This window comes from Lysobacter sp. ESA13C, assembly GCF_019970005.1.
Taxonomy (GTDB): domain Bacteria; phylum Pseudomonadota; class Gammaproteobacteria; order Xanthomonadales; family Xanthomonadaceae; genus Lysobacter; species Lysobacter antibioticus_B.
The window spans coordinates 328,492-351,857 of the sequence record NZ_JAHXYK010000006.1 but is presented as its reverse complement, the minus strand read 5'-3'; the positions used below and the strand labels follow the sequence as shown (position 1 = coordinate 351,857).

The window sequence follows — 23,366 nt, the reverse complement described above, 5'->3', positions numbered from 1 at the left end:
GTAACAGGAAAGGACCCCTTTCGATGTCGCAACCCGCTTCGCTGTACGCGAGATTCACGCTGAGCCACGAGCAGTACGAAGCTTTCATGAATTCCACGCCGGCGCGCCCGGTATCGTTCGACGATTGGCAGTCCTGGTTCGACCGTCACGCCGTCCGCGGGATCGGCAAGGCCGCGGCCGAAATGCTCGCCGACCTGGATGCGCCGACGGTGGCCGACCTGATCAAGGCCTGGCGCCAGGACGAATGGACCGGCACGCCGCCGGTCGAGTACGACGAGATCAACCGCACCCTGCACATCGCGATGCTGCGGGTGTCGGAAAACCTCACCGAGCGGCTGCGCATCCTCAGCCCCTTGCGCGCCGCCGGCGCCTTCAACGAGCCGGCGGCCAACGACTTCATCGCGATCTTCGACTTCCTGCGCGACGACGGCAGCGTTGCCGCCTACGTGCAACTGCACGAGGGCAAGAGCCGCTTCGGCAGCGAACTCGCCCCGGCCCACCGCAAGGAAGCCGAGACCTATCTGCAGGAAGTGCAGGCTTACCTGCGCAGCCGCAGCAATTGATGGCCGCACGTCTCCAGCCCGAACGACGTCATGCACGACCGCTCGCTGACGCCGGCGATCGATTTCACCCAGTCGATGAAGGACGTGGCACGGCCGGAGATCAACGTCTCCTACAAGTTCGGCTCCGACGGCAAGCACCCGCCGCAGGTGCAGGAAGTCGCGCAGGCGCAGGGACAACAGCAGCAACAACAGCAGGCCGCGTCCGGACAGGAACCGCCGCAGTTGCCGCGTTCGAAACTCTGAGCGGCCTCGGGTTCCAATCGGCGTAAACAACGAAGCCCCGCTCATGGCGGGGCTTCGTTGCGTTTGATGCCAGCGGATACTGCGGGCTCAGTCCGACGGCCCGCAGTTGTCGCAACCGGCGCAATTCGGCCCGGCCGCGCGCGGCGCCGGCGCAATCGCCTTGCCGATCCGGCGCAGCCACGGCGGCCGGCCGTCGCGCACCAGCGGCAAGGCGCAGGCCACGCGCAGGCGGCGCACGCCGCCGGGGAACTGTTTGCGCGCAACGACCACGGCGCTGGCGAGCACCGCGATCGCGATCACCACGTACTGCGCGAACAGCCCGGCGTCCATGGCTCAGCCCGCTCCCAAGGCGACGGCGACCTGGTAGGTCAACAACGAGGCCAGGTAGGCCAGCGCGAACAGATAGCCGGCGCTGATCGCGACTTGCTTCCACGAATTGGTCTCGCGGCGGATCGTCGCCAGGGTCGACAGGCACTGCGGCGCGTAGATGAACCACACCAGCAAGGACAAGGCGGTCGCCAGCGACCAGGTGTCGGTGATGATCGGGCTCAGCGCCTGCGCCGCGGCTTCGTCGTCGGCCGCCGACAAGGCGTACACCGTCGCCAGCGAGGCCACCGCGACTTCGCGCGCGGCCATGCCCGGGATCAGAGCGATGCAGATCTGCCAGTTGAAACCGATCGGCGCGAACACCGCGGTCATGGCGTGGCCGATGCGGCCGGCGAAGCTGTAGTCGATGGCCGGCATGGTCGCGCCTTCGGGCGCGCCCGGGAACGACAGCAGGAACCACAGCAGGATGGTCAGCGACAAAATGATGCCGCCGACCCGGCGCAGGAAGATCCAGGCGCGCTCCCACAGGCCGATCAACAGATCGCGCGGATGCGGAATGCGGTACGAGGGCAGCTCCAGCAACAAGGCGTGTTCGCTCTTGTCGCGGCGCCACTTCTTCATCACCCACGACACCATCAGCGCGCTGAGGATGCCGGCCATGTACAGGCCGAACAGCACCAGCCCCTGCAGGTTCAACATGCCCCAGACCTCGCGCTGCGGAATGAACGCACCGATCAGCAAGGCGTACACCGGCAGGCGCGCCGAACAGGTCATCAAGGGCGCGACCAGGATCGTCGCCAGGCGGTCGCGCGGGTCCTGGATCGACCGCGTCGCCATGATGCCGGGGATGGCGCAGGCGAAGCTCGACAACAAGGGGATGAACGAGCGCCCGGACAGACCGGCGCTGGCCATCATGCGGTCGAGCAGGAACGCCGCGCGCGGCAGATAGCCCGACTCCTCCAGCGCCAGGATGAAGGCGAACAGGATCAGGATCTGCGGCAGGAACACGATCACCCCGCCGAGGCCGGCGATGATGCCCTCGACCAACAGGCTGCGCAGCGGCCCTTCCGGCAGGGCCGCCTTGACCCATTCGCCGACCCAGGCGGTGACCGCCTCGATGCCGTCCATCAACGGCGTCGCCCAGGCATACACCGCCTGGAAGATCAGGAACATCACCACCGCCAGGGTGAGCAGGCCCAGCACCGGATGCAGCAGCCAGCGGTCGAGCACGTCGTCGACCTTGGCGGTGCGGGTGGGCATGGTCACGGTCAAGGCGAGCAGACGGCGGGTTTCGGCATGCAGGTCGGCGCCTTCGCCGAGGCGCACGCGCGGCTCGTGCGGTTCGCGCGGCTCGACCGCGATGCGATCGAGCATGGCGACCAGCGCGTGGGCGCCGTCGCGCTTGACCGCGACCGTCGGCACCACCGGCACGCCGAGCTCGCGCTCGAGCGCGGCCAGGTCGATCTCGATGCCGCGGCGCTTGGCCGCGTCCATCATGTTGATCGCCACCACCATCGGCCGGCCGAGTTCGCGCAGCTCCAGGGCGAAACGCAGGTGCAGGCGCAGGTTGGTGGCATCGACCACGCACAGCAGCACGTCGGGCGCGCGCTCGCCGGGATAGAAGCCGCGCACCAGGTCGCGGGTGACCGCTTCGTCCAGGCTCGCCGCCTGCAGGCTGTAGGCGCCGGGCAGATCGAGCACGGCGTAGGTGCGGCCCGAAGGCGCACGCAGCCGGCCTTCCTTGCGCTCGACGGTGACGCCGGCGTAGTTGGCGACTTTCTGGCGGCTGCCGGTCAGCAGGTTGAACAGCGCGGTCTTGCCGCAGTTCGGGTTGCCGACCAGGGCCACGCGCAGGGGTTCGGCGACGGCGGCGGTCATGAGCGCGGCTCCGCGTCCAGCAACTTCACCTGCACGCGCGCGGCCTCGCTGCGGCGCAGGGCGAAGCGCGTATAGCCGACCTGGACCAGCAAGGGCTCGGCCGAGAGCGGACCGGCGGCCACTACTTCGACCCGCTCGCCGCTGACGAAACCGAGTTCGCGCAGGCGTCTTGCGATGGTGTCGTTGGCAATCTGGTCATCGACGGACTCGACCGTGGCCGCGGTGCGGCGCGGCAGTTCGGACAGCTTCAAAGGGTGGCTTCCACGAACGGTGGCGTCCCAAATGGGAATTGTTCTCATTCTATCACCGCCGACCGTACAGGAGCGGACGCGGCAAGCTGAACGGTATCATTCGCCAACTCCTACAAACTCCTCATCCCCCATGTCGCATCCGCTGCTGAGCCTGCGCGAGGGCCCCGTCGCCCGCCTGCGCCTGAATCGTCCGGAGTTGCACAACGCCTTCGACGCCATCCTGATCGCGGCGCTGACCGGTGCGTTGGAAGCCGTCGCCGGCGACGACGAGGTGCGCGTGGTGGTGATCGAGGGCGAAGGCGCTTCGTTCTCGGCCGGCGCCGACCTCAACTGGATGCGCGGCATGGCTGCGGCCAGCGAGGCGGCCAACCGCGAGGACGCCCTGGCCCTGGCGCGCTTGATGCGCACCCTCAACGAATTGCCCAAGCCGACCATCGCCCGGGTCCATGGCGCCGCCTTCGGTGGCGGCGTCGGCCTGGTCGCCTGCTGCGACATCGCCCTCGCCGCCCCGGCGGCCAAGTTCGGCCTGACCGAAAGCAAGCTGGGCCTGCTGCCGGCGGTGATCTCGCCGTACGTGATCGAGGCGATCGGCGCGCGCGAGTCGCGGCGCTGGTTCGCGACCGCGGAAATCTTCGACGCCGCCACCGCCCTGCGCATCGGCCTGCTCCACGAGGTGGTCGCCGAGGACGCCCTCGACGCCGCGGTCACGCAGCAGATCGCGCTGTTGCTCAAGGCCGGCCCGCACGCCGCCGCCCAGGCCAAGACCCTGGTCCGCCGCGTCGACGGCGAACGCGACGGCGCCCGCCTGGACGCCGACAATGCCGCGCTCATCGCGGCGCTGCGCGTATCGTCCGAGGGCCAGGAAGGTCTGTCGGCCTTCCTCGACAAGCGCAAAGCCCACTGGTGCCCGTAAAGGCCCGTGCGCCAAGGAGCGTCCCATGCTCGACCATCTCGGTTTGTCCGCCGCCGACCACCTGCGCAGCCGCGACTTCTATTTGCGCGCGCTGGCTCCGCTGGGCTACGGCCTGGTAACGACGATCGGCAAGGAAATCACCGGCGGCGACGAGGTCTTCGGTTTCGGCCCGCCGCAGCGTCCCGCATTCTGGATCAGCAAGGGCAGCAAGCCCTCCGGCGATACCCACGTGGCCTTCAGCGCCGGCAGCCGCGCCCAGGTCGACGCCTTCCACGCCGAGGCCCTGGCCGCCGGCGCCACCGACAACGGCGCACCGGGCGTGCGTCCGCACTACCACCCCGACTACTACGGCGCCTACGTGATCGACCCCGACGGCAACAACGTCGAGGCCGTGTGCCACGCACCGGCCGCCTGATGGCGACCGCGCAGCACCGCATCGCGGTATTGCGACGGCGTGCCGCGAGCGGCGCCGTGGCACAGATATCCCAACCGCCCCACCGCGCCGATGCTTAGGCGAAAATACGCAGACCGCGCGCGACCCGTTCGCAGCGCGGCCTCCTTCCACCCTGCGCTGCGGCGCCCGATCGGCGTGCTCCTTCATGTTTGAAAAAATCCTGATCGCCAACCGCGGCGAGATCGCCTGTCGCGTCATCCGCACTTGCCGCACCCTCGGCATCCGCACCGTCGCGGTGTATTCCGAGGCCGACGCAGACGCCCAACACGTGCGCCAGGCCGACGAGGCCTATCCGATCGGCGGCCCGCGCCCGGCCGACAGCTATCTGCGCGGCGACGCGATCATCGAGGTGGCGCTGCGCTGCGGCGCCCAGGCGATCCATCCCGGCTACGGCTTCCTCAGCGAGAACGCCGACTTCGCCGACGCGGTCGAGGCCGCGGGCATCGCCTTCATCGGCCCCAAGGCCGCCTCGATGCGCAAGATGGGCAGCAAGGCCGGCGCCAAGGAACTGATGCAGGCCGCCGGCGTGCCGGTGGTGCCGGGTTATACCGGCGAGAACCAGGACCCGGCGCTGCTGCACGGCGAAGCCGACCGCATCGGCTATCCGCTGATGATCAAGGCCGCGCACGGCGGCGGCGGCAAGGGCATGCGCATCGTGCGCGACAGCGAAGAATTCCTCGCCCTGCTGGAAAGCTGCCAGCGCGAGGCGCGCAACGCCTTCGGCCGCGACCGCGTGCTGCTCGAACGCTATGTCGAACGCCCGCGCCACATCGAGATCCAGATCTTCGGCGACCGCCACGGCCAGGTGATCCACCTCAACGAGCGCGAGTGCTCGGCCCAGCGCCGCTACCAGAAGGTGCTGGAAGAATCGCCGTCGCCGTTCCTCAGCGCCGAACTGCGCGCGACGATGGGCGCGGCGGCGGTGTTGGCCGGGCAAGCGATCGACTACGTCAACGCCGGCACCGTCGAGTTCATCGTCGGACAGGACGGCGGTTTCTATTTCATGGAAATCAACACCCGCCTGCAGGTCGAGCATCCGGTCACCGAGCTCGTCACCGGCCTGGACCTGGTCGAGTGGCAGTTGCGCGTCGCCGCCGGCGAAGCCCTGCCGCGCGCGCAGGACAGCATCGGCCAGCACGGCCACGCGATCGAAGTGCGTTTGTATGCCGAAGACCCCGAAGCCGGCTTCCTGCCGGGCTCGGGCAAGCTGGAGCGCTTGCGCCTGCCGTCCGCCGACGCCCATGTGCGCCTGGATTCGGGCGTGATCGAAGGCGACACGGTGACGATCTTCTACGACCCGATGATCGCCAAGCTGATCGTGTTCGACCAGGACCGTCCGCGCGCGCTGGCGCGCCTGCGCGGCGCGCTCGCCCAATGCGAGATCGCCGGGCCGAAGTCGAACATCGAATTTCTCGAACGCCTCGTCCGCCATCCCGCGGTAGTCGAGGGCCGTATCGACACCGGTTATCTGGATCGTCATCTCGAGGAATTCATGCCCTCGGCGCAGGTCGACGCCGCCGGCGACCGCGACCTGCTGATCGGCGCGACCGTGGTCCAGCTGCTGGCGCAGGAACGCCGCAGCCGCGATAACGCCGCCGCCTCCAACGACCCGGATTCGCCGTGGGCGATCGCCGATGGCTGGCGCCTCGGCCACGGCGGCCGCCGCAGCCTGGCCTTCGTCCAGCGCGACGAGCGCCTGGAGTTGCAGGCGCACGGCAGCGGCGGCGATTACCGCATCGAGATTCCCGCGCTCGCCGACGTTCAACACCAGGTCCAGGGTGCGCGCCTCGACGGCGCCGAACTGAGCCTGCGCATCGACGGCCGCGCCCGTCGCCTGACCGCGTTCGGCGACGGCCTGACCGAGAACGGCGGCCGCGTGGTCATGCACGACGGCCAGCGCCGCCTGCGCCTGGAATCGGTGCCCATGTACCGCCACGAACACAGCGCCGCGTCCGGTTCCGGCAACAACGTCACCGCGCCGATGCCCGGCCGCGTGGTCGTGGTCAAGCTCGCCGCCGGCGATGCGGTCGAGGCCGGCCAGGAAGTGATGGTGATCGAAGCGATGAAGATGGAGCTGAGCCTGAAGGCGCCGCGCGCCGGCATCCTCGCCGAAGTGCGCGCAGTGGCCGGCGATTTCGTCGAAGCCGACGCCGTGCTGGCGACGCTGGAAACGGCCTGAGGCTACGCGGCGGGGACTTTGCGCTGCGGCTGGAGTTGCAAGAGCAAATCCCCCCTCCCCCCCTTTTTCAAAGGGGGGGAGCAGCACGGCATAACGGGACTGCGCGACAGCCGAAGAATGGCGGATCGACGGGAAATTGCCCCCTTTGCAAAGGGGGCGGCGCGCAACGCAAGTCCGATGCCGCTGTGAACCCCATCGCGCGGGGGATTTGCTTTGCGCTCCGGGACACTTCGGTCGGGACGTGCGGAGCAAATCCCCCTACCCCCTTTTCCAAAGGGGGAATACCACGGGATAGCGGGAGTAGCAGGCGCGTAGTGGGGGGACGGCACGGGCATAGAGGCGCAGCCCGCGGCCGCAACCGGAAAACCGCGGTTGCAATAGCGCAACCCGGGCTCCCGCTTGAGCTTTGCCGCTTTCCGGGCTCATGATGCCTTTCGCAGCGGAGCTCTCACGCCCGATCATTCGGTCCTACCGCCATACCCAACGGCCCTCGATGAAAGCGCCCCCGCCCGATCACGCCCCGCCCTCGTCCGCGGCCATGCCGCGCCGGCGCGGCGCGCTGCTCGGCGCCCTGGCGGTATCGCTGGGCCTGCTGGGCGGCTGCGTCGCCTTCGAGCGCTCGCCGGTGACCGAACGCAGCTGCGACCCGGAACTGCCCGGCGAGTGGAACCTGCGCGCCGACGGCATCGCCAAACGCATCCGTATCGACGCGCGCTGCCACACCGAGGACTGGCCCGGCCTGCGCGAGCAACCGGTCGCACTCGACCTGACCGGTTTCAAAGTCGGACGCGACCGCTACATCGTCCTGACTCCCGCCGATGCCGAGCGTGCGATCGGGGCCGAGCAGAAGCAACTCAGCAAGACCGCGCCGGCCGGCGCCGTATTCCTGGTCCTGTACCGCATCGAAGGCGACCAAGCCAATGCCTGGTTGCCCGACTCGCAACGCGCGCTTACGGCGATCGCCGCCGGCAGCCTGCGCGGGCGCAAACTCGAAGACCGCTTCGCCCTGGTCGAGGGCACGTCGCAACAACTGCGCGACACCCTCGAAGAGCACGCCGGTCTGCTCTACGACACCGACAAGAAAGCCATGGTGCTGCAACGCGCCACCGCCAAGGACACACGATGACCCAGCCCGCTTCCGTACGTATCGTCGAAGTCGGTCCGCGCGACGGACTGCAGAACGAGAAGACGCAGATCGCCACCGCCGACAAGATCGCCCTGATCGATCGCCTGTCGGCGACCGGCCTGCGCAGCATCGAAGCGACCAGTTTCGTCAGCCCGAAATGGGTGCCGCAGCTCGCCGACGCCGCCGAGGTCTTCGCCGGCATCCATCGCAAGCCCGGCGTGCATTACCCGGTGCTGGTGCCGAACGAACAAGGCTACGAACGCGCACGCGCGGTCGGCGTGGAAGAGATCGCGGTGTTCACCGCGGCCTCGGAAGCGTTCAACCGCACCAACATCAACGCCAGCATCGACGAGTCGCTGGCCCGCTTCGAACCGGTGATGGCGCGCGCCAAGGCCGACGGCGTCGCGGTGCGCGGCTATGTCTCGACCGTGCTCGGCTGCCCCTACCAGGGCGCGGTGCCGGTCGCCGATGTGGTGCGCGTGGCGCGCGCGCTGCATGCGATGGGCTGCTACGAGGTTTCCCTCGGCGACACCATCGGCGTGGGCACGCCGGGCAAGGCGCGAGCGATGTTCAAGGCGGTAGCCTCGGAAGTGCCGACCGCGGCCTTAGCCGTGCATTTCCACGACACCTACGGCCAGGCCCTGTCGAACATCCTGGCCTGCCTGGAAGAAGGCGTGGCCGTGGTCGACTCGGCGGTCTCCGGCACCGGCGGCTGCCCCTACGCCAAGGGCGCCAGCGGCAACGTCGCCAGCGAAGACGTGGTCTACATGCTGCACGGGCTCGGCATCGAGACCGGCGTCGATCTCGACGCGCTGGCCGAGACCGGACGCTGGCTGGCCGGCCTGCTCGGCCGCGAAACCGGCAGCAAGGTCGGCAAGGCCCTCGCCGCGTGAAGCCCGGCGCGCCCGCGGACACTCCGCTGCCATCGGCGCAAGCCTCGGTGGCGGATACGCTGGCGGCGCTCGAACGCGCACTGGACGACCCCGCCCTCGATCCGGGCTTGCGCCGCGTGCTCAACGATGCCGCCGAGGCCTTGCGCCGTGGCGGCAACGGCAGCGGACACGAAGCCGCCGGAGCCGATCACGCCTGCCTGTATCGTGCCGCCTTCGATGCGATTCCCGACCTGGTCACCGTGCTCGACGAAGAAGGCACCGTGGTCGAGATCAACCGCCACGGCACCCAGGAGCACCGGCGCATCCGCGACGAGATCCTCGGCCAGCCGATCCACATCCTCAATCCGGAACTGCCGCGCGATCATTTGATCCCGGTGTGGGAAACGCTGAACCGCGGCCAGAGCTACATCATCGAAGTCACCAACAAGCGCGGCGACGGCACGCGCTTTCCGGTCGAAGTGCATTCGGCCGGCTTCCTCCATCAGGGCCAGCGCCGCATCATCGCCATCGCCCGCGACCTCAGCAATCGCCAGGAAGCCGAGCTGCGTTTCCGCGAGTTGGTCGAACTGATCGATCGCGGCGTGATCGTGCAGGACGACAACCTGCGCATCGTCTATGCCAACAGCGCGGCGATGCGCCTGCTGTCGTTGCACAGCGGCGAAAGCATCGCCGACGAACTGCGTTCCGGGCAGTGGATGGTGATCGACGAGCGCGGCCACGAACTCAGCCGGGACCAGTATCCGTCCACGGTCGCCCTGTCGACCGGCCGCATCGTCGAAAGCACCGTGCTCGGTCTGTACCACCGCGACCGCCGCGAGCTGATCTGGCTGTCGGTGACCGCGGTGCCGCGCTTCCCGGCCGGCGGCGACCGCCCGCACCAGGTATTCGCGCTGTTCTCCAACGTCACCGCGCTCAAGCGCGACAGCGCCCTGTTCGACCGCGCCCAGGCGCTGGCGCACATCGGCGGCTGGGAATGGGACTCAGGCCGCGACCGTCTGTACCTGACCGACGAAGCCACTCATATCCTCGGTTACGACACGCCGCTGATTTCGATAGAGGAACTGCTCAACTGCCTGCGCCCGCTCGATCGCCACCGCCTGCGCAACGGGCTCGAACGCAGCCTCGGCAACGGCCGCGGCCTGGACCTGGAAGTGCAAGGCCTGCGCCCGGACGGCAGCAGCTTCTGGGTGCGCGTCATCGGCGACGCCGGCACCGGCGAGCCGATCGGCCAGGTCATCACCGGCACCCTGCAGGACATCACCGAGCGCAAGCTCGAAGAGGAACACCTGCGGGTACAGGCGCGCAGCGATCCGCTGACCGGCCTGCTCAACCGCGACGCCGTGCAGGCCGAACTCGAACAACGCCTCGATACTTTCCCGCAATCGCCCATCGCTGTGCTCTACATCGATCTCGACCGCTTCAAGGTCGTCAACGACGTGCTCGGCCATGCCGCCGGCGACCGCCTGCTGGCATCGGCGGCGCGGCGCATCCGCCAGGCCGTAGGCGAACGCGCGCAGATCGCCCGCTTCGGCGGCGACGAATTCCTGGTGGTCTGCTCGCTCGACGGCGAGCCGCAGCGCGCCGAACGCATCGCCGATTCCATTCTGGAAACCTTCGGCGACAGCTTCCGCGTCGACGGCGAGGAGTTCAGCATCACCGCGAGCATCGGCATCGCCCAGTCGCCGCTAGACGGCCGCACCGCCCAGCAGCTGATCCAGAGCGCCGATGTCGCCATGTACGACAGCAAGCGCCGCGGCCGCAACAGCTGGCAGGCGTTCACGCCCGAACTGGCCGAACAGCAACTGCATCGCCTGCAACTGGAAACCCATCTGCGACGCGCGGTGCACAACGACGAACTGCACCTGGTCTATCAACCGCAGGTCGATCTCAGCGACGGCAGCGTGATCGCAGTCGAGGCCCTGATCCGCTGGCGCAACCGCTCGCTCGGCGAGATGCGCCCGGACCGTTTCATCGGCCACGCCGAAACCACCGGCGACATCGTCGGCATCGGCGGCTGGGTCCTGCACGAGGCCTGCCGGCAGTTGCGCGAGTGGCGCGACCAGGGCCTGCGTATCGAGCGGGTCGCGGTCAACGTGTCCTATCGCCAGTTCCTCGGCGACGACCTCGCCAACAGCGTCACCGAGGCCTTGTCCGAGTACGGCCTGTCCGGCAGCGCCCTGGAACTGGAATTCACCGAGCGCGTGTTGATCGAGGACGCCCCCGACACCGTGCGCACCTTCGCCCGCCTGCGCGAACTCGGCGTAAGCCTGTCGATCGACGATTTCGGCGAAGGCTACAGCGCCCTCAACTACCTGCGCCGGCTGCCGATCCACGGCCTCAAACTGAGCCAGTTGTTCGTCCAGGGCGTGCCCGACAACCAGTCCGACGTCGCCGTCTGCCAGGCCGTCACCGGCATCGCCCGCAGCCTCGGCCTCGGCCTGGTCGCCGAAGGCATCGAAACCGAACGCCAGCGCGCCTTCCTGCGCGAACTCGGGGTCGCCATCGGCCAAGGCTTCCTGTTCGCGCCGGGGCTGGCCCCGAACGACCTGCGCGACTACTGCCTCGGCCGGATGCGGGGTTGAGGCGCGGCCTCCCCTCAGCTCAAGGCGGCCCTTGCACCGAGTCGGCCTCGTCGACGGGGTCGTAGATGTCCAGGATCAGCTCGATGCCTCGCTGGCCCAGCGCTAGCAACGCCTTCGGGGACAGGCCCAGACCGTCGTTGCCGCTGCGCATGAAAAGGCCGCAGAAAAGATCGGGTTCGTAGCGCGCCAGCGATTGCCAGATGCTCGGGTCGGCGGACAATTGATCGAGAATTTCGAACACCTGCGCTTCCAGATCCTCCGGCTCCCGGTTCGTCGCTCTCAATCTCCAACTGCCGGTCTTAGCGATCCGGGTGGCGCCATCGCCGCCTATTCCAACCGTTTCGCCCTTGCTTACCGCTGCACTCGGCTGCGCCCCCAGCAATGCGCTGATAGCGTCCGGAACGAGATCGTCACCGAACAGGCGCAGTGTCGCGAATGAATGATCCAAAGCGCCCATCGACTGTCCTTATCTTCATATGTCAGAGCATCCGAGGCAGTGAGCGATCGGTTACCAACGGCTATACGGGCGAACGCTGTCGTCGCGGCTATTCAACGAGCCAGCCTTGCTCGTCGAGCAACGCCATGATTTCCGGCAGGGTGTATTTTTGCCAGGGAATCGTACCTTCAGCATCGTGCGAACGACGATACTCGCCGCTATCGAAAGCGTGATAAATCCGGAGCACCAGACCTTGTATGTCCTGCCAGACGTAAGCGGCCAGATCGTTGATGGCGCAGTCGGCGTCGGCATAGGACAGCTCGCCCATGGCGAACTCGCAGGCGACGAAGCGCGCGAACCGGTGCTGAAACTGTTCGGGCGGAAGACCGTACCGCGTGCAGAACTCGGATACGACCGCCGGGGTCAGCGCGTTATAGGGGGCACGGGCGACGCTTAGCGCTACCAGGGCGCTCAAACCTTCTTGCATGAAACAGGCCTCTGCTCTGCTGTGGGCGGGAGCCGGATGGCCTGGCCGGCACGGCGGACGGAGCCGACATGCTGCCATACCAGGATTTCCGCGGCCTACCCAACCTGTATCTGCGACAGAACCAGAATGATTCGCCAAGCAGACAAGGCCCAGCGGCCGCGCGCATAAACGCAATCGCAGCGGCAATACGGACACGGGGCGTTCGGAGGCGCACGCCAGGCGGTTCCCTGCGCCCTCGGCCAGCCTCAACATCTTCGCAAGCGCCCCGACCTGAGCGAGGATGTAGCCCGATCCCTTCGAAGAGTTCCGCCCGCATGACCTTGCCGCCCGGTGTCGTAGTGCGTCCGATCCTGCCCCGCGACGATGCCGCGCTGGCGGCCATCGCCCGGCAGGTGCAGGCGGAATTCGGCGCCGGCTCGGTCAGCGACCCGGAAGTGGATGCGATGCAGCGCTTCTACAGCCGGCCGCGCAGCGCGTATTTCGTGGTCGAACGCGACGGCAAGCTAGGCGGCGGCGCCGGCATCGCGCCCTTGCTCGGCGGCGACGACGGCACCTGCGAGCTGCGCAAGTTCTACCTGCTGCCGTCGGTGCGCGGGCTGGGCCTGGGCCAGGCGCTGCTGGACAAATGCCTGCTGACGGCGCGCGGCTACGGCTTCGGCCAGTGCTATGCCGAGATGCTGGACCGGATGAGCGAGGCCCAGCGCTTGCTGCAGGGCAACAGTTTCCAGCTGCTGGAGGCGCCGATGGGCTACGGGGAACTGCCCGGCAGCCACACCTGGTATCTGCGCTCGGTTTAGGTTTGCAAGGCGTGGTGGGCCCGACCGGGCCACAGGGACTGCAGCGCCCTGCCCCGACGCCGGCCCGGCGGGTCCTTTAGAATGGCGCCCTTTCCGCCTTCAGGACCGCTCATGCAACTCGACAACGTCCGCGCCGTGATCACCGGCGGCGTTTCCGGCCTCGGCCTGGCCGTGGCCCAGCACCTGGTCGCCCGCGGCGGCAAGGTCGCCCTGTTCGACGTCAACGACGACAAGGGCGCGCTGGCCGTCGCCGAACTGGGCGCCGACAAGGCCCGCTATTTCCGCACCGACGTGACCGACGAAGCCGGCGTGGCCGCCAACCTCGGCGCCGCCAAGGAGTTCCTCGGCGGCCTCAACGCGACGATCAACTGCGCCGGCATCCTCGGCGCCGGCCGCGTGCTCGGCAAGGACGCGCCGATGGCGCTGTCGCAGTTCCAGACCACGGTCATGGTCAACCTGGTCGGCAGCTTCAACGTCGCCAAGGCCGCGGCCAACCTGATGCAGCACAACGAAGCCGGCGAAGACGGCGAGCGCGGCGTGATCGTCAACACCGCCTCGGTGGCCGCCTACGAGGGCCAGATCGGCCAGGCCGCGTACTCGGCCTCGAAGGCCGGCGTGGTCGGCATGACCCTGCCGATGGCGCGCGAATTTTCGCGCTTCGGCATCCGCGTGATGACGGTCGCCCCCGGCATCTTCTGGACCCCGATGGTCGACGGCATGCCCGACTCGGTGCAGCAGTCGCTGAGCGCTTCGATCCCCTTCCCCTCGCGCCTCGGCCGTCCGGAGGAGTTCGCCGACCTGGTCGCCTACATCCTCGGCAACCGTTACCTCAACGGCGAGACCATCCGCCTCGACGGCGCGACGCGGTTGGCGCCGAAGTAAAGCCGGGAATCGGGATTCGGGATTCGCACAGCGATCCGCGCCCGCTCCCAACCTCCTCGGCTCCCTGGTTCTTTCTAATCCCGAATCCTCAATCTCGAATCCCTAACGCCCATGAAAGCCTACGACGTAAAAAAAGGTAACGTAATCGAGCACAACAACACCGTGTACCAGGTGCGCGACATCGAACGCAGCTCGCCGCAAGGCCGCGGCGGCAACGTCAAGTTCCGCTTCACCATGTACTCGGTTCCGGGCGGCACCAAGTTCGACCTGAGCGTCGGCGGCGACGACGAGCTCAAGGAAGTCGAACTGACCCGCCGCCAGGTCACTTACTCGTACAAGGACGGCGACGCGTTCGTGTTCCTCGACGACGAGGACTACACGCCGTACACGCTCGATGCCGATGTGGTCGGCGACGACGCCGGCTACATCGTCGACGACCTCAGCGGCTGCTACGTGCAGATCATCGACGATCAGCCGGTGGCGCTGCAGTTGCCCGCCAGCGTCGCCCTGGAAGTAGTCGAGACCCCGCCGGAACTCAAGGGCGGCACCGCGACCAAGCGTCCGAAGCCGGCCAAGCTGCAGACCGGCATCGAGATCATGGTGCCGGAATACATCGGCAACGGCGAGCGCGTACTGGTCAATACGGCCACGGGCGAATTCGCCGGCCGCGCCGACTGATCGTGGCGCAAGGCTCCGACTATCGCTTCGCAGCGGCGACCGACGCGGACCTTCCGCGTCTGTTGCCGGTGCTGCGCGAGTTCTACGAAGTCGAGCACCTGCCCTGGAACGAAGCCGCCCTGCGTCGCGCACTGACGACGCTGGTGGCCGACGCCACTACCGGCCGCCTGCGTTTGATCGAACGCGACGGCGAGATCGCCGGCTATTTCGTCCTGGGTTTCTGTTTCAGCCTGGAATTCGGCGGCCGCTACGGCCTGCTCGACGAGCTGTTCGTGCTGCCCGCGCACCGCGGCGGCGGCCTGGCCAAGCGCGCCTTGGCCGAGATCGAAGCGCTATGCCAGGCCGAGGGCCTGGATGCGTTGCGGCTCGAGGTCAACGACGACAACGCCCATGCGCGCGGCATTTACGAACGCGCGGGCTATGCGGCGCATCCGCGCCGGCTGATGACCAAGTGGTTGCGAGATTGAGCAGCGTCCGTCCCGCTCCGGGTAGGAGCGGCGCGAGCTGCGACCGCGAAACCACGGCTACGACGAAACCCTCTGCGCAACATGGGTCGCGACTTTCGTCGCTCCTATCCCAGGCGCATCGGCTCTTGTAGGAGCGGCGTGAGCCGCGACCTCGAAATCACGGCTACGACGAAAACCCTCCGCGCAACGTGGGTCGCGACTTGCGTCGCTCCTGCCCCTGGTGCATCGGCTCTTGTAGGAGCGGCGTGAGCCGCGACCTCGAAATCACGGCTACGACGAAAACCCTCCGCGCAACGTGGGTCGCGACTTGCGTCGCTCCTGCCCCTGGTGCATCGGCTCTCGTAGGAGCGGCGTGAGCCGCGACCTCGAAATCACGGCTACGACGAAAACCCTCCGCGCAACATGGGTCGCGACTTGCGTCGCTCCTACCCCTGGTGCATCCGCTCTTGTAGGAGCGGCGTGAGCCACGACCACGAAACCGCGGCCACGACGAAATCCTCTGCGCAACGTGGGTCGCGACTCACGTCGCTCCTACAGAAGACCGCCAGCGCCGGGTAGGAGCGGTGTGATCCGCGAAAACGAAAGCAAGCCCTCCACGAATCTTTCGATCGGGTGATCGCGACTTGCATCGCTGCTGTCCCTGGCGCGTCGGCTGCTTGCATCACCCCGAGAAAACGCCTCAAAACGCTGCAATTTTGCGCATATACCTCCCGGCATGAGCGCAACGAAAGCATCGCCGAATCCGCACGCCGCGATGACGCTCACATAACTTCCCCTGTCGATCGCCCGCGCGCGCTTGCGAAAACGTGACCCGCCCCGCTGGCGCGACGCTGCCACAAACCTGCAATCTGTAACGCTCAGGCTTATCTTTTCCTGCGGCGATACGCCGCCACGCCCAGCACCGGAGCCAGGCCTTGACCGCATCCACCCGTCGCGACTTCCTCAAACTCGCCGGCGCGTCCGCCGCGCTGGGCCTGCTGCCTCCTTCAATCCGCGCTGCGCTCGCCACGCCGGCCGCACGCGTCAGCGGCACGATCCAGGACGTGCAGCACGTGGTGATCCTGATGCAGGAAAACCGCTCCTTCGATCATTACCTCGGCGCGCTGCGCGGGGTCCGCGGCTTCGACGATCCGCGCCCGATTCCGCTGCCGGGCGGCAAGACGGTCTGGCAGCAGCCGAAGTCGACGACCAACTCGCAGGCCGTGCTGCCGTTCCATCTCGACACCCGCAGCACCGCCGCGCATTGCATGGCCGATATCGACCACAGTTGGAAGGGCTCGCACACGCGCTGGAAGGACTACAACGCCTGGGTCGCGACCAAGGGCCCGATGTGCATGGGCCATTTCACCCGCGAGGACCTGCCGTTCTACTACGCGCTGGCCGACGCGTTCACGGTGTGCGACGCCTATTACTGCTCGCACCACGGCCCGACCAATCCGAACCGCATGCACCTGTTCGCCGGCACCAGCGGCATGACCGTCGGCGATTTCGGACCCCAGGCGGTCAACAACGCCGACGACGGCAACTGGACCGCGGACATGGCGCTGGACAAGCCGACCTTCGTCGGCCATCGCTGGACGACTTATGCCGAGCGTCTGCAAAACGCCGGCATCGCCTGGCGGGTGTACCAGGAGCACGACAACTACGGCGATAACTCGCTCCCCTACTTCGCGAACTTCCGCAAGCTCGACCGTCAGTCCGAACTCTACAAACGCGGCCGCGCCTGGGCGCCGGGTTCCACCGCCGAGAACGCCAAGGCCTCGCGCGGCGAATACCTGATCGCCGATTTCGCCAAGGACGTGCGCGAAGGCACCTTGCCCGCGGTGTCGTGGATCGTGCCGCCTTACATCATGAGTGAGCACCCGGAAGCTACGCCGGCCTACGGCGAGTCGCTGACCGCGCGCCTGCTCGAAGCCCTGGTCGCTAATCCCGAGGTCTGGTCCAAGACCGTCTTCATCATCAACTACGACGAGAACGGCGGTTTCTTCGATCACGTGCCGCCGCCGCTGCCGGCGATCACCTCCAGCCTCGGCAAGAGCACGGTCGATACCGCGACCGAGAACTACAACGGCGTGCCGGTCGGGCTCGGCGTGCGCGTGCCGATGTTCGTGATCTCGCCGTGGAGCAAGGGCGGCTGGGTCAATTCGCAGGTGTTCGACCACACCTCGGTGCTGCGCTTCCTGGAAGCGCGCTTCGGCATCGCCGAGCCGAACATCAGCGCCTGGCGCCGCACCGTTGCCGGCGACCTCAGCACGGCCTTCGATTTCGCCAATCCGAATGCGCAGTGGCCGGCCCTGCCCGACACCGACGGCGCCATGTCCGGCGCCGACGCCAGCTGCAAACTGGCGACCCCCAAGCCGCCCGCGCAAGCGCGGATGCCGCGCCAGGAGCGCGGCCAGCGGCCCGCGCGCGCGCTGCCGTACGAGCTGCGCGTCGACGGCCGCATCGAAGCGAGCAGCGGACGTTATTGGCTGGATTTCGGCAACGACGGCATCGCCGGCGCCTGTTTCAACGTGTATGCCGGCAACCGCAGCGACGGCCCCTGGTACTACACGCTCGACCCGGACACGCAGTTGTCGGATTACTGGAGCGCCAAGCAGTACACCAAGGGCATCTACGATCTTTCGGCCTATGGCCCGAACGGTTTCCTGCGCGTGTTCCGCGGCGACCTGCTCAAGGCAACCGCGGCCCAGGGGGCGGACCCGGAAGTCTCGGTCCGCCACGACGCGATCGGCGAGATGCTGGTGCTCGAATTCGTCAACCGCGGCCGCGCCGCCTGCCGCCTGAGCCTGCGTGCGAACCGCTACAGCGACGCACCGGCGCGCCATTACGACCTGGCGCCGGGCGCGACCCTGCGCGACCACTGGCCGCTTGCCACGAGCAAGCGCTGGTACGACTTCAGCATCACCTCCGATTCGGATGCGGGTTGGCTGCGGCGCATCGCCGGCCATGCCGAAAACGGCACGGCCAGCGTCAGCGATCCGGCGATCGGGGTCTGAGCCCGCGCCGCATGCTACGACGCCGCTCTCGCTAGAGGGCGGCGGTAAGGCCGATCAAGACCTCGTAGTCGCAACGCCCCCGAACATCACGGTCGCGGCTTGCGCCGCTCCTACCCAATGGAGCGGCGCCGCTTTGGGGTAGGAGCGACGCAAGTCGCGACCGCCCGAAGACGGGATCTGCATAGGCAGCGCACGTCCACGAAGCCGGCGCACTCCGGCCATGTCTGTCGCATCGGGTGGAGGTCGCGGCTCACGCCGCTCCTACAGGGGGCGACGCTGCATCGAGTGTAGGAGCGAGGTAAGTCGTGCCCCCCGCAGCCAAGATCCGCAAACGCAACGGACGTTGCCGTTGCCGTTGCCGTTGCCGTTGCCGTTGCCGAGATTTTGATCTGCTTTGCCGGTCAAGTGGAGACCCGGAGGGCGGCGCACAGGACGTGCGCCGTTTTTCGATAGGACAAGGATGTCCTATCGAAAAATCCCGGCGCTAGCATCGCACTCGTGGCCTGTGCCCTTGCAAGGAGAGCCCTTTTCTTTGGTTAGCTTTCTTTTGGGCCAGCAAAAGAAAGTAACCCGGCCGCGTCAGCGGACGGAAGCTTTGCTCTTGCTTGAAAGTTACGCCGGAGGCCGGCAGAGCGTGGTCGCGACTTACGTCGCTCCTGCAGGGGTGTGCTCTGCTCTTGCCTGTGGTTTCTAAGAAACAAGATCAAACGCCAAGAGCTTCCGCCGCTAAAGCGGCGGGTTACTTTCTTTTGTCATAAGCAACAAAAGAAAGGTAACCAAAGAAAAATGCTTTTCTTTGAATCAAGGGCCCGCACGTTCGATGCCAACGCAGGGCTTTTTCATACGGGACATCCCTGTCCCGATGAAAAACGGCGCGCATCCCTGCGCACCGCCCTCCGGGTCTTCGATGTCCTTCGCCAGTGCGAAACGACGCACAACAAAAGCCACAGCAAAAACAGCCATAGCCATAGCAAAATCCAGCCTTAGCCAAGAAGGAAATCGCACGGGACAGGGCAACAGCATCGCGAAGACTGGTAGCACCGCCTGAAGCCCTGCGGTCGCGGCTCACGCCGCTCCTACAGGAAGCTGCGGCTGGTAGCGCCGCGAGGCCGGGACGGCGCGGTCGCGACTTGCGTCGCTCCTACCCTTTGGTACGCATCGCTCGGGCGGTATCGCCCGGCACCGCCAGCATCTTCATTGCGGCCGCCGCCTCAGCCACGATCCAGCCACTTGCGCGCCATGCGCCGCATCGACTCGTCGCTGCCCGGGTCCTCGAGCAATTCGGCGATCTCGCGCCAGGCCAGGTCCAGCGATTCCTCGCTGATCACGTAGTCCTCGTTGTCGCTCGCGCGCACGACGTAACGCAGGTCGTAATGCCAATGGCCGGGGACGTCGCGACGTTCCGGGATCCAGTGGCGGTCGAGGTCGAACAGCTCGGGCTCGACGCTGAGCCCGGTCAGGCCGGACTCCTCCTCGGCTTCGCGCAGGGCCACCTGGGCCAGGTCGCGGTCGCCGTCGGCATGGCCGCCGAGCTGCAGCCAGCGCTCCAGTTTGCGGTGGTGGGTCAGCAGGACCCGGGCCCCAGCCCGGTCGATCAGCCACGCACCGCCGGTGAAATGGCCGGCCAGGCGCTCGCGCAGGAAGGGGTCGCCGGGCGCCAGGGCGCCGTCCGGGGCGGTGCCGCGGCCCTGGGCCTCGTCGAGCAAGGCTAGAAACGCCAGCGTATGTTCGGCTTCCTGCGGCCAACGTCGGCCATATTCGATGAGATTGGAACGCAGAACTTCGACGACGTCGGAATGTTTCGCAGGCATGCGGAGTGAACACTGGCGCGCGACCGGGGGCGCGATTATGCGGGCAAAGCCCGTGACGGTGTGCGCTTGCCGCCCATTTCCACCCTGGGTTAAGGTGGCCCGCCGCTCCACTGAGGGAGGCGGTCATCGTCGTCGCCAGAACGACGGGTAGAGATCACTTCTTACGAGAGAGAGGGGAGTTCGATGTCGAGAGGCCTGTTCATCACCAAACCGGTGGCGCCGTCCGGCCACGTGGATGCCGGCGAGCCCGTAGAGGGCAGCCTCGAAGGCGAGGCAACGCTGAAGCGATCGTTGACCGCCACCCAACTGGTGATGCTAGGCATCGGCGCCGTGATCGGCGCCGGCATCTTCGTCCTCTCCGGTCACGCCGCGGCCGAACACGCCGGCCCGGCCATCGTACTGAGCTTCATCGTCGCGGGCATTACGTGTGCCTTCGCCGGTCTGTGCTACGCCGAGTTCTCGGCGATGATGCCGGTCTCCGGCAGCGCTTATTCGTATTCCTACGCCACCCTGGGCGAATTCGTCGCCTGGTTCATCGGCTGGAACCTGGTCCTCGAGTACCTGTTCGCGGCCTCGACCGTCGCGGTCGGCTGGTCGGGCTACCTCAACAGTTTTCTAAGCACGTGGGGCATGGGCCTGCCGGCCTCGCTGGCGGCCGCGCCGCTCAACGTCGTCGACGGCAGCATCGTCTACACCGGCGGCCTGATCAATCTGCCGGCGGTGGCGATCGTCGCCGCGCTCAGCGGCCTGTGCTATGTCGGCATCACCCAGTCGGCCTTCATCAATACGATCATCGTCGCGATCAAGGTGATCGTGATCACCCTGTTCGTGGCCTTCGCCGCCAAGTACATCAACCCCGACAACTGGGTGCCGTTCATCCCGGAAAGCCAGGGCCCCGGCAAGTACGGTTACGACGGCATCATCCGCGGCGCCTCGGTGGTGTTCTTCGCCTACATCGGCTTCGACGCGGTCTCGACCGCGGCCGGCGAGGCCAAGAACCCGCAGCGCGACATGCCGATCGGCATCCTCGGCTCGCTGGTCATCTGCACCATCATCTACATCATCGTGTCCGGCGTGCTGACCGGCCTGCTGCCCTACCACATGCTGAGCACGCCCAAGCCGGTCGCGACCGCGCTGGAAGCCTATCCGGCGCTGAGCTGGCTGAAGATCGCCGTCGAAATCGGCGCCATCGCCGGCCTGAGCTCGGTGATCCTGGTCATGCTGATGGGCCAGCCGCGCATTTTCTACTCGATGTCGAAGGACGGCCTGCTGCCGGGTTTCTTCGCCAAGGTGCATCCGAAGTTCCAGACGCCCTACGTCGGCACCATCATCGTCGGCATCTTCGCCGCGCTGCTGGCCGGGTTCCTGCCGATCGGCCTGCTCGGCGAGCTGGTGTCGATGGGCACCCTGCTGGCCTTCGCGACCGTCTGCATCGGCGTGCTGATCCTGCGCAAGACGCGTCCGGACTTGCCGCGCCCGTTCCGCGTGCCGCTGGCCGTGGTGATCTGCCCGCTCGGCGCGGCCGCCTGCCTGTACCTGTTCTGGAAGCCGTTCTCCGAGCATTGGCACCTGATGACCGGCTGGACCGCGATCGGCATGCTGATCTACTTCGGCTACGGCTACCGCAACAGCAAGCTGCGCAAGGCCGCCAACGGCGCCTGACCGGCACGCAGTCAGCAAGGCCGGCGGAACTTCCGCCGGCCTTTTTCCTTTTCACGTAACGCATCGCACCAGCGATCGGATTCGAGTCACCAGGCCCGGCGGCGTTTGACCGCCATCCCCGCGCAGGCGGGGGTCGAGCGAGTTCAAAGGTTCTCGCAGGTAAGGCCCTGGATTCCCGCGTTCGCGGGAATGACGAGCGGAAGGTCGCTGCACAGCCGCAAGCAGCACCAGGAAGAAACACATGCTGGGACAACTCTGGGCGACCAAACATCCGCATGCCGCCCACACCGACGCCGAAGGGCTGAGCCTGCACCGCACGCTCGGGCCCTGGGGCCTGACCGCGCTCGGCATCGGCGCGGTGATCGGCGGCGGCATCTTCGTCATCACCGGCAAGGCCGCGGCCGAACACGCCGGCCCGGCGATCATGCTGTCGTTCGTGCTCGCCGCGATCTGCTGCACCTTCTGCGCCCTGGCCTATGCCGAGTTCGCGGCGATGGTGCCGGTCTCGGGCAGCGCCTACACCTACACCTACGCCACCCTCGGCGAACTCGCGGCCTGGTTCATCGGCTGGATGTTGATATTGGAATACGGCGTGTCCGCGTCGGCGGTCGCGGTCAGTTGGACCGGCTATTTCCTCAGTCTATTGGAACATTTCGACATCACCCTGCCCGCGGCGCTGGTGCAGGCGCCGCTCGACGCCAAGCTGCGTCCGACCGGCGCGATCGCCAACCTGCCGGCGGCGGCGATCGTGCTGCTGCTGACCTGGCTGTGCTACGTGGGCATCCGCAAATCCTCGGCCATGAACATGGCGATGGTGTTGCTGAAATCTGGCCTGATCATCCTGGTGATCGTGGTCGGCTGGAAATACGTCGACCCGACCTTGTGGCAGCCGTTCATCCCCGAATCGCAGGGGCCCGGCAAGTACGGCTGGGAAGGCGTGCTGCGCGGCGCCTCGATGGTGTTCTTCGCCTACATCGGCTTCGAGGCGGTGTCGGTGGCGGCGCAGGAATCGCACAAGCCGCAGAAGGACATGCCGATCGGCATGCTGGCCTCGCTGGCGATCTGCACCGTGCTCTACATCGGCATGGCCGCAGTCATGACCGGCCTGGCGCCGTACAACCTGCTCGGCACCGACGAGCCGGTGGTCACCGCCATCGCCGGCCACCCGGAGCTGAACTGGCTGCGCCTGGTGGTCGAGATCGGCGCCTTGGTCGGCCTGTCTTCGGTGGTGCTGGTGATGATCATCGGCCAGCCGCGCATCTTCATGATCATGGCCCGCGACGGCCTGTTGCCGCCGATCTTCACCAAGATCCACCCCAAGTACCGCACCCCGCACGTCAACACGGTGATCACCGGCATCGGCATCGCCCTGCTCGCGGCGCTGTTCCCGCTCGACATCCTCGGCGACATGACCTCGATGGGCACCCTGATCGCCTTCGCCGCTGTCTGCGCCGGCGTGCTGATCCTGCGCCGCACCCAGCCGGACCTGCCGCGCCCGTTCCGGATCCCGTTCGCCTGGGGCATCTGCCTGGCCGGCATCGTCAGCTGCCTGGTGCTGCTGTCGACCATGACCGCGCACAACTGGATGCTGATGGGGGTCTGGACCGGCATCGGTTTCGCCATCTATTTCGCCTACAGCTTCCGCCACAGCCGGATGCGCAAGAACGGCTGAACGACCCGGCCGGCCCTTGATCGGCCGGACCAAGCCCATCGCGGCCCCGCGGCAACGCTGTGTTGC

At 67.2% G+C, this 23,366-nt stretch carries 22 protein-coding genes; 15 read left to right on the top strand and 7 right to left on the bottom strand.

All coding sequences use genetic code 11. The features are described 5' to 3' along the window. The first annotated feature begins 23 nt into the window (after nucleotides 1-23). Together LC490_RS14970 and LC490_RS14965 are read left to right on the top strand one after the other, a co-directional pair. Complete coding sequence (locus LC490_RS14970) at nucleotides 24-563, top strand: hypothetical protein (protein ID WP_031373353.1); 540 nt, start codon at nucleotides 24-26, stop codon at nucleotides 561-563. Between the two features lie 30 nt (nucleotides 564-593). Continuing rightward, nucleotides 594-806, top strand: coding sequence for a hypothetical protein (locus LC490_RS14965; RefSeq protein ID WP_223620682.1), 213 nt, complete (start codon nucleotides 594-596; stop codon nucleotides 804-806). Between the two features lie 87 nt (nucleotides 807-893). Here the strand turns inward: LC490_RS14965 and LC490_RS14960 are convergent, their stop codons facing one another. The 3 genes from LC490_RS14960 to LC490_RS14950 are packed head-to-tail and all read right to left on the bottom strand — an operon-like array spanning nucleotide 894 to nucleotide 3,262. Next, entirely contained in the window at nucleotides 894-1,136 is a 243-nt protein-coding gene (locus tag LC490_RS14960; RefSeq protein ID WP_031373351.1) for a DUF6587 family protein, read from the bottom strand. Nucleotides 1,137-1,139: 3 nt separating this feature from the next. Then, nucleotides 1,140-3,011, bottom strand: a complete 1,872-nt coding sequence (locus LC490_RS14955) for a ferrous iron transporter B (protein ID WP_031373350.1) — start codon at nucleotides 3,009-3,011, stop codon at nucleotides 1,140-1,142. Continuing rightward, entirely contained in the window at nucleotides 3,008-3,262 is a 255-nt protein-coding gene (locus tag LC490_RS14950; RefSeq protein WP_031373349.1) for a FeoA family protein, read from the bottom strand. Before LC490_RS14950 ends, LC490_RS14955 begins: the two co-directional genes overlap by 4 nt. 130 nt (nucleotides 3,263-3,392) lie before the next feature. Here LC490_RS14950 and LC490_RS14945 point away from each other — a divergent pair, with 130 nt between their 5' ends. The 6 genes from LC490_RS14945 to LC490_RS14920 all read left to right on the top strand — a co-directional run bounded on the left by LC490_RS14945 (nucleotide 3,393) and on the right by LC490_RS14920 (nucleotide 11,409). Continuing rightward, on the top strand, nucleotides 3,393-4,175 hold the full coding sequence (locus LC490_RS14945; RefSeq protein ID WP_223620681.1) for an enoyl-CoA hydratase-related protein: 783 nt from the start codon (nucleotides 3,393-3,395) through the stop codon (nucleotides 4,173-4,175). Nucleotides 4,176-4,200: 25 nt separating this feature from the next. Next, entirely contained in the window at nucleotides 4,201-4,590 is a 390-nt protein-coding gene (locus tag LC490_RS14940) for a VOC family protein (RefSeq protein WP_223620680.1), read from the top strand. A 184-nt stretch (nucleotides 4,591-4,774) separates the two neighbouring features. Further along, nucleotides 4,775-6,808, top strand: coding sequence for an acetyl/propionyl/methylcrotonyl-CoA carboxylase subunit alpha (locus LC490_RS14935; protein ID WP_223620679.1), 2,034 nt, complete (start codon nucleotides 4,775-4,777; stop codon nucleotides 6,806-6,808). Nucleotides 6,809-7,301: 493 nt separating this feature from the next. After that, nucleotides 7,302-7,934: a hypothetical protein gene (locus LC490_RS14930; RefSeq protein WP_031373345.1), complete on the top strand. Its 633-nt coding sequence runs from the start codon at nucleotides 7,302-7,304 to the stop codon at nucleotides 7,932-7,934. Next, nucleotides 7,931-8,827, top strand: coding sequence for a hydroxymethylglutaryl-CoA lyase (locus LC490_RS14925; RefSeq protein WP_031373344.1), 897 nt, complete (start codon nucleotides 7,931-7,933; stop codon nucleotides 8,825-8,827). The genes LC490_RS14930 and LC490_RS14925 overlap by 4 nt, the downstream gene beginning before the upstream one ends. A gap of 47 nt (nucleotides 8,828-8,874) precedes the next feature. After that, the gene (locus LC490_RS14920) at nucleotides 8,875-11,409 is read left to right on the top strand and encodes an EAL domain-containing protein (RefSeq protein ID WP_051885264.1); all 2,535 of its coding nucleotides are present in this window, start codon (nucleotides 8,875-8,877) and stop codon (nucleotides 11,407-11,409) included. A 19-nt stretch (nucleotides 11,410-11,428) separates the two neighbouring features. On the opposite strand, the gene LC490_RS14915 is transcribed toward LC490_RS14920, so the two are convergent. Both LC490_RS14915 and LC490_RS14910 read right to left on the bottom strand, forming a co-directional pair. Further along, complete coding sequence (locus tag LC490_RS14915) at nucleotides 11,429-11,866, bottom strand: DUF4279 domain-containing protein (protein ID WP_031373342.1); 438 nt, start codon at nucleotides 11,864-11,866, stop codon at nucleotides 11,429-11,431. Nucleotides 11,867-11,954: 88 nt separating this feature from the next. Then, nucleotides 11,955-12,320, bottom strand: coding sequence for a hypothetical protein (locus LC490_RS14910; protein WP_223620678.1), 366 nt, complete (start codon nucleotides 12,318-12,320; stop codon nucleotides 11,955-11,957). Nucleotides 12,321-12,646: 326 nt separating this feature from the next. Here LC490_RS14910 and LC490_RS14905 point away from each other — a divergent pair, with 326 nt between their 5' ends. The 5 genes from LC490_RS14905 to LC490_RS14885 all read left to right on the top strand — a co-directional run bounded on the left by LC490_RS14905 (nucleotide 12,647) and on the right by LC490_RS14885 (nucleotide 18,155). Continuing rightward, the gene (locus LC490_RS14905) at nucleotides 12,647-13,129 is read left to right on the top strand and encodes a GNAT family N-acetyltransferase (RefSeq protein WP_031373340.1); all 483 of its coding nucleotides are present in this window, start codon (nucleotides 12,647-12,649) and stop codon (nucleotides 13,127-13,129) included. Nucleotides 13,130-13,240: 111 nt separating this feature from the next. Next, a complete protein-coding gene (locus LC490_RS14900) occupies nucleotides 13,241-14,011 on the top strand; it encodes an SDR family NAD(P)-dependent oxidoreductase (protein WP_223620677.1) in 771 nt (256 codons plus the stop codon). A 111-nt stretch (nucleotides 14,012-14,122) separates the two neighbouring features. Beyond that, the gene (gene yeiP, locus LC490_RS14895; RefSeq protein WP_031373338.1) at nucleotides 14,123-14,689 is read left to right on the top strand and encodes an elongation factor P-like protein YeiP; all 567 of its coding nucleotides are present in this window, start codon (nucleotides 14,123-14,125) and stop codon (nucleotides 14,687-14,689) included. Between the two features lie 2 nt (nucleotides 14,690-14,691). Next, a complete protein-coding gene (locus LC490_RS14890; RefSeq protein WP_223620676.1) occupies nucleotides 14,692-15,156 on the top strand; it encodes a GNAT family N-acetyltransferase in 465 nt (154 codons plus the stop codon). 914 nt (nucleotides 15,157-16,070) lie between these two features. Continuing rightward, a complete protein-coding gene (locus LC490_RS14885) occupies nucleotides 16,071-18,155 on the top strand; it encodes a phospholipase C, phosphocholine-specific (RefSeq protein ID WP_223620675.1) in 2,085 nt (694 codons plus the stop codon). An 801-nt stretch (nucleotides 18,156-18,956) separates the two neighbouring features. Here LC490_RS14885 and LC490_RS14880 read toward each other — a convergent pair. Next, a complete protein-coding gene (locus LC490_RS14880; protein WP_223620674.1) occupies nucleotides 18,957-19,124 on the bottom strand; it encodes a hypothetical protein in 168 nt (55 codons plus the stop codon). 242 nt (nucleotides 19,125-19,366) lie between these two features. Next, a complete protein-coding gene (locus LC490_RS14875; protein WP_223620673.1) occupies nucleotides 19,367-19,966 on the bottom strand; it encodes an NUDIX hydrolase in 600 nt (199 codons plus the stop codon). Nucleotides 19,967-20,149: 183 nt separating this feature from the next. Here LC490_RS14875 and LC490_RS14870 point away from each other — a divergent pair, with 183 nt between their 5' ends. Both LC490_RS14870 and LC490_RS14865 read left to right on the top strand, forming a co-directional pair. Beyond that, nucleotides 20,150-21,628 (top strand): amino acid permease, encoded by a 1,479-nt coding sequence (locus LC490_RS14870; RefSeq protein WP_031373333.1) that lies wholly within the window; start codon nucleotides 20,150-20,152, stop codon nucleotides 21,626-21,628. A gap of 241 nt (nucleotides 21,629-21,869) precedes the next feature. Next, nucleotides 21,870-23,300: an amino acid permease gene (locus LC490_RS14865; RefSeq protein ID WP_031373332.1), complete on the top strand. Its 1,431-nt coding sequence runs from the start codon at nucleotides 21,870-21,872 to the stop codon at nucleotides 23,298-23,300. Nucleotides 23,301-23,366: the final 66 nt, after the last annotated feature.

What these genes read in the sequence shown, in the direction of transcription:
- LC490_RS14970 (WP_031373353.1), top strand. Translation starts at nt 24, where the DNA reads ATGTCGCAACCCGCTTCGCTGTACGCGAGATTCACGCTGAGCCACGAG.
- LC490_RS14965 (WP_223620682.1), top strand. Translation starts at nt 594, where the DNA reads ATGCACGACCGCTCGCTGACGCCGGCGATCGATTTCACCCAGTCGATG.
- LC490_RS14960 (WP_031373351.1), bottom strand. Translation starts at nt 1,136, where the DNA reads ATGGACGCCGGGCTGTTCGCGCAGTACGTGGTGATCGCGATCGCGGTG.
- LC490_RS14955 (WP_031373350.1), bottom strand. Translation starts at nt 3,011, where the DNA reads ATGACCGCCGCCGTCGCCGAACCCCTGCGCGTGGCCCTGGTCGGCAAC.
- LC490_RS14945 (WP_223620681.1), top strand. Translation starts at nt 3,393, where the DNA reads ATGTCGCATCCGCTGCTGAGCCTGCGCGAGGGCCCCGTCGCCCGCCTG.
- LC490_RS14940 (WP_223620680.1), top strand. Translation starts at nt 4,201, where the DNA reads ATGCTCGACCATCTCGGTTTGTCCGCCGCCGACCACCTGCGCAGCCGC.
- LC490_RS14935 (WP_223620679.1), top strand. Translation starts at nt 4,775, where the DNA reads ATGTTTGAAAAAATCCTGATCGCCAACCGCGGCGAGATCGCCTGTCGC.
- LC490_RS14930 (WP_031373345.1), top strand. Translation starts at nt 7,302, where the DNA reads ATGAAAGCGCCCCCGCCCGATCACGCCCCGCCCTCGTCCGCGGCCATG.
- LC490_RS14925 (WP_031373344.1), top strand. Translation starts at nt 7,931, where the DNA reads ATGACCCAGCCCGCTTCCGTACGTATCGTCGAAGTCGGTCCGCGCGAC.
- LC490_RS14915 (WP_031373342.1), bottom strand. Translation starts at nt 11,866, where the DNA reads ATGGGCGCTTTGGATCATTCATTCGCGACACTGCGCCTGTTCGGTGAC.
- LC490_RS14905 (WP_031373340.1), top strand. Translation starts at nt 12,647, where the DNA reads ATGACCTTGCCGCCCGGTGTCGTAGTGCGTCCGATCCTGCCCCGCGAC.
- LC490_RS14900 (WP_223620677.1), top strand. Translation starts at nt 13,241, where the DNA reads ATGCAACTCGACAACGTCCGCGCCGTGATCACCGGCGGCGTTTCCGGC.
- yeiP (WP_031373338.1), top strand. Translation starts at nt 14,123, where the DNA reads ATGAAAGCCTACGACGTAAAAAAAGGTAACGTAATCGAGCACAACAAC.
- LC490_RS14880 (WP_223620674.1), bottom strand. Translation starts at nt 19,124, where the DNA reads ATGGCTATGGCTGTTTTTGCTGTGGCTTTTGTTGTGCGTCGTTTCGCA.
- LC490_RS14875 (WP_223620673.1), bottom strand. Translation starts at nt 19,966, where the DNA reads ATGCCTGCGAAACATTCCGACGTCGTCGAAGTTCTGCGTTCCAATCTC.
- LC490_RS14870 (WP_031373333.1), top strand. Translation starts at nt 20,150, where the DNA reads ATGTCGAGAGGCCTGTTCATCACCAAACCGGTGGCGCCGTCCGGCCAC.
- LC490_RS14865 (WP_031373332.1), top strand. Translation starts at nt 21,870, where the DNA reads ATGCTGGGACAACTCTGGGCGACCAAACATCCGCATGCCGCCCACACC.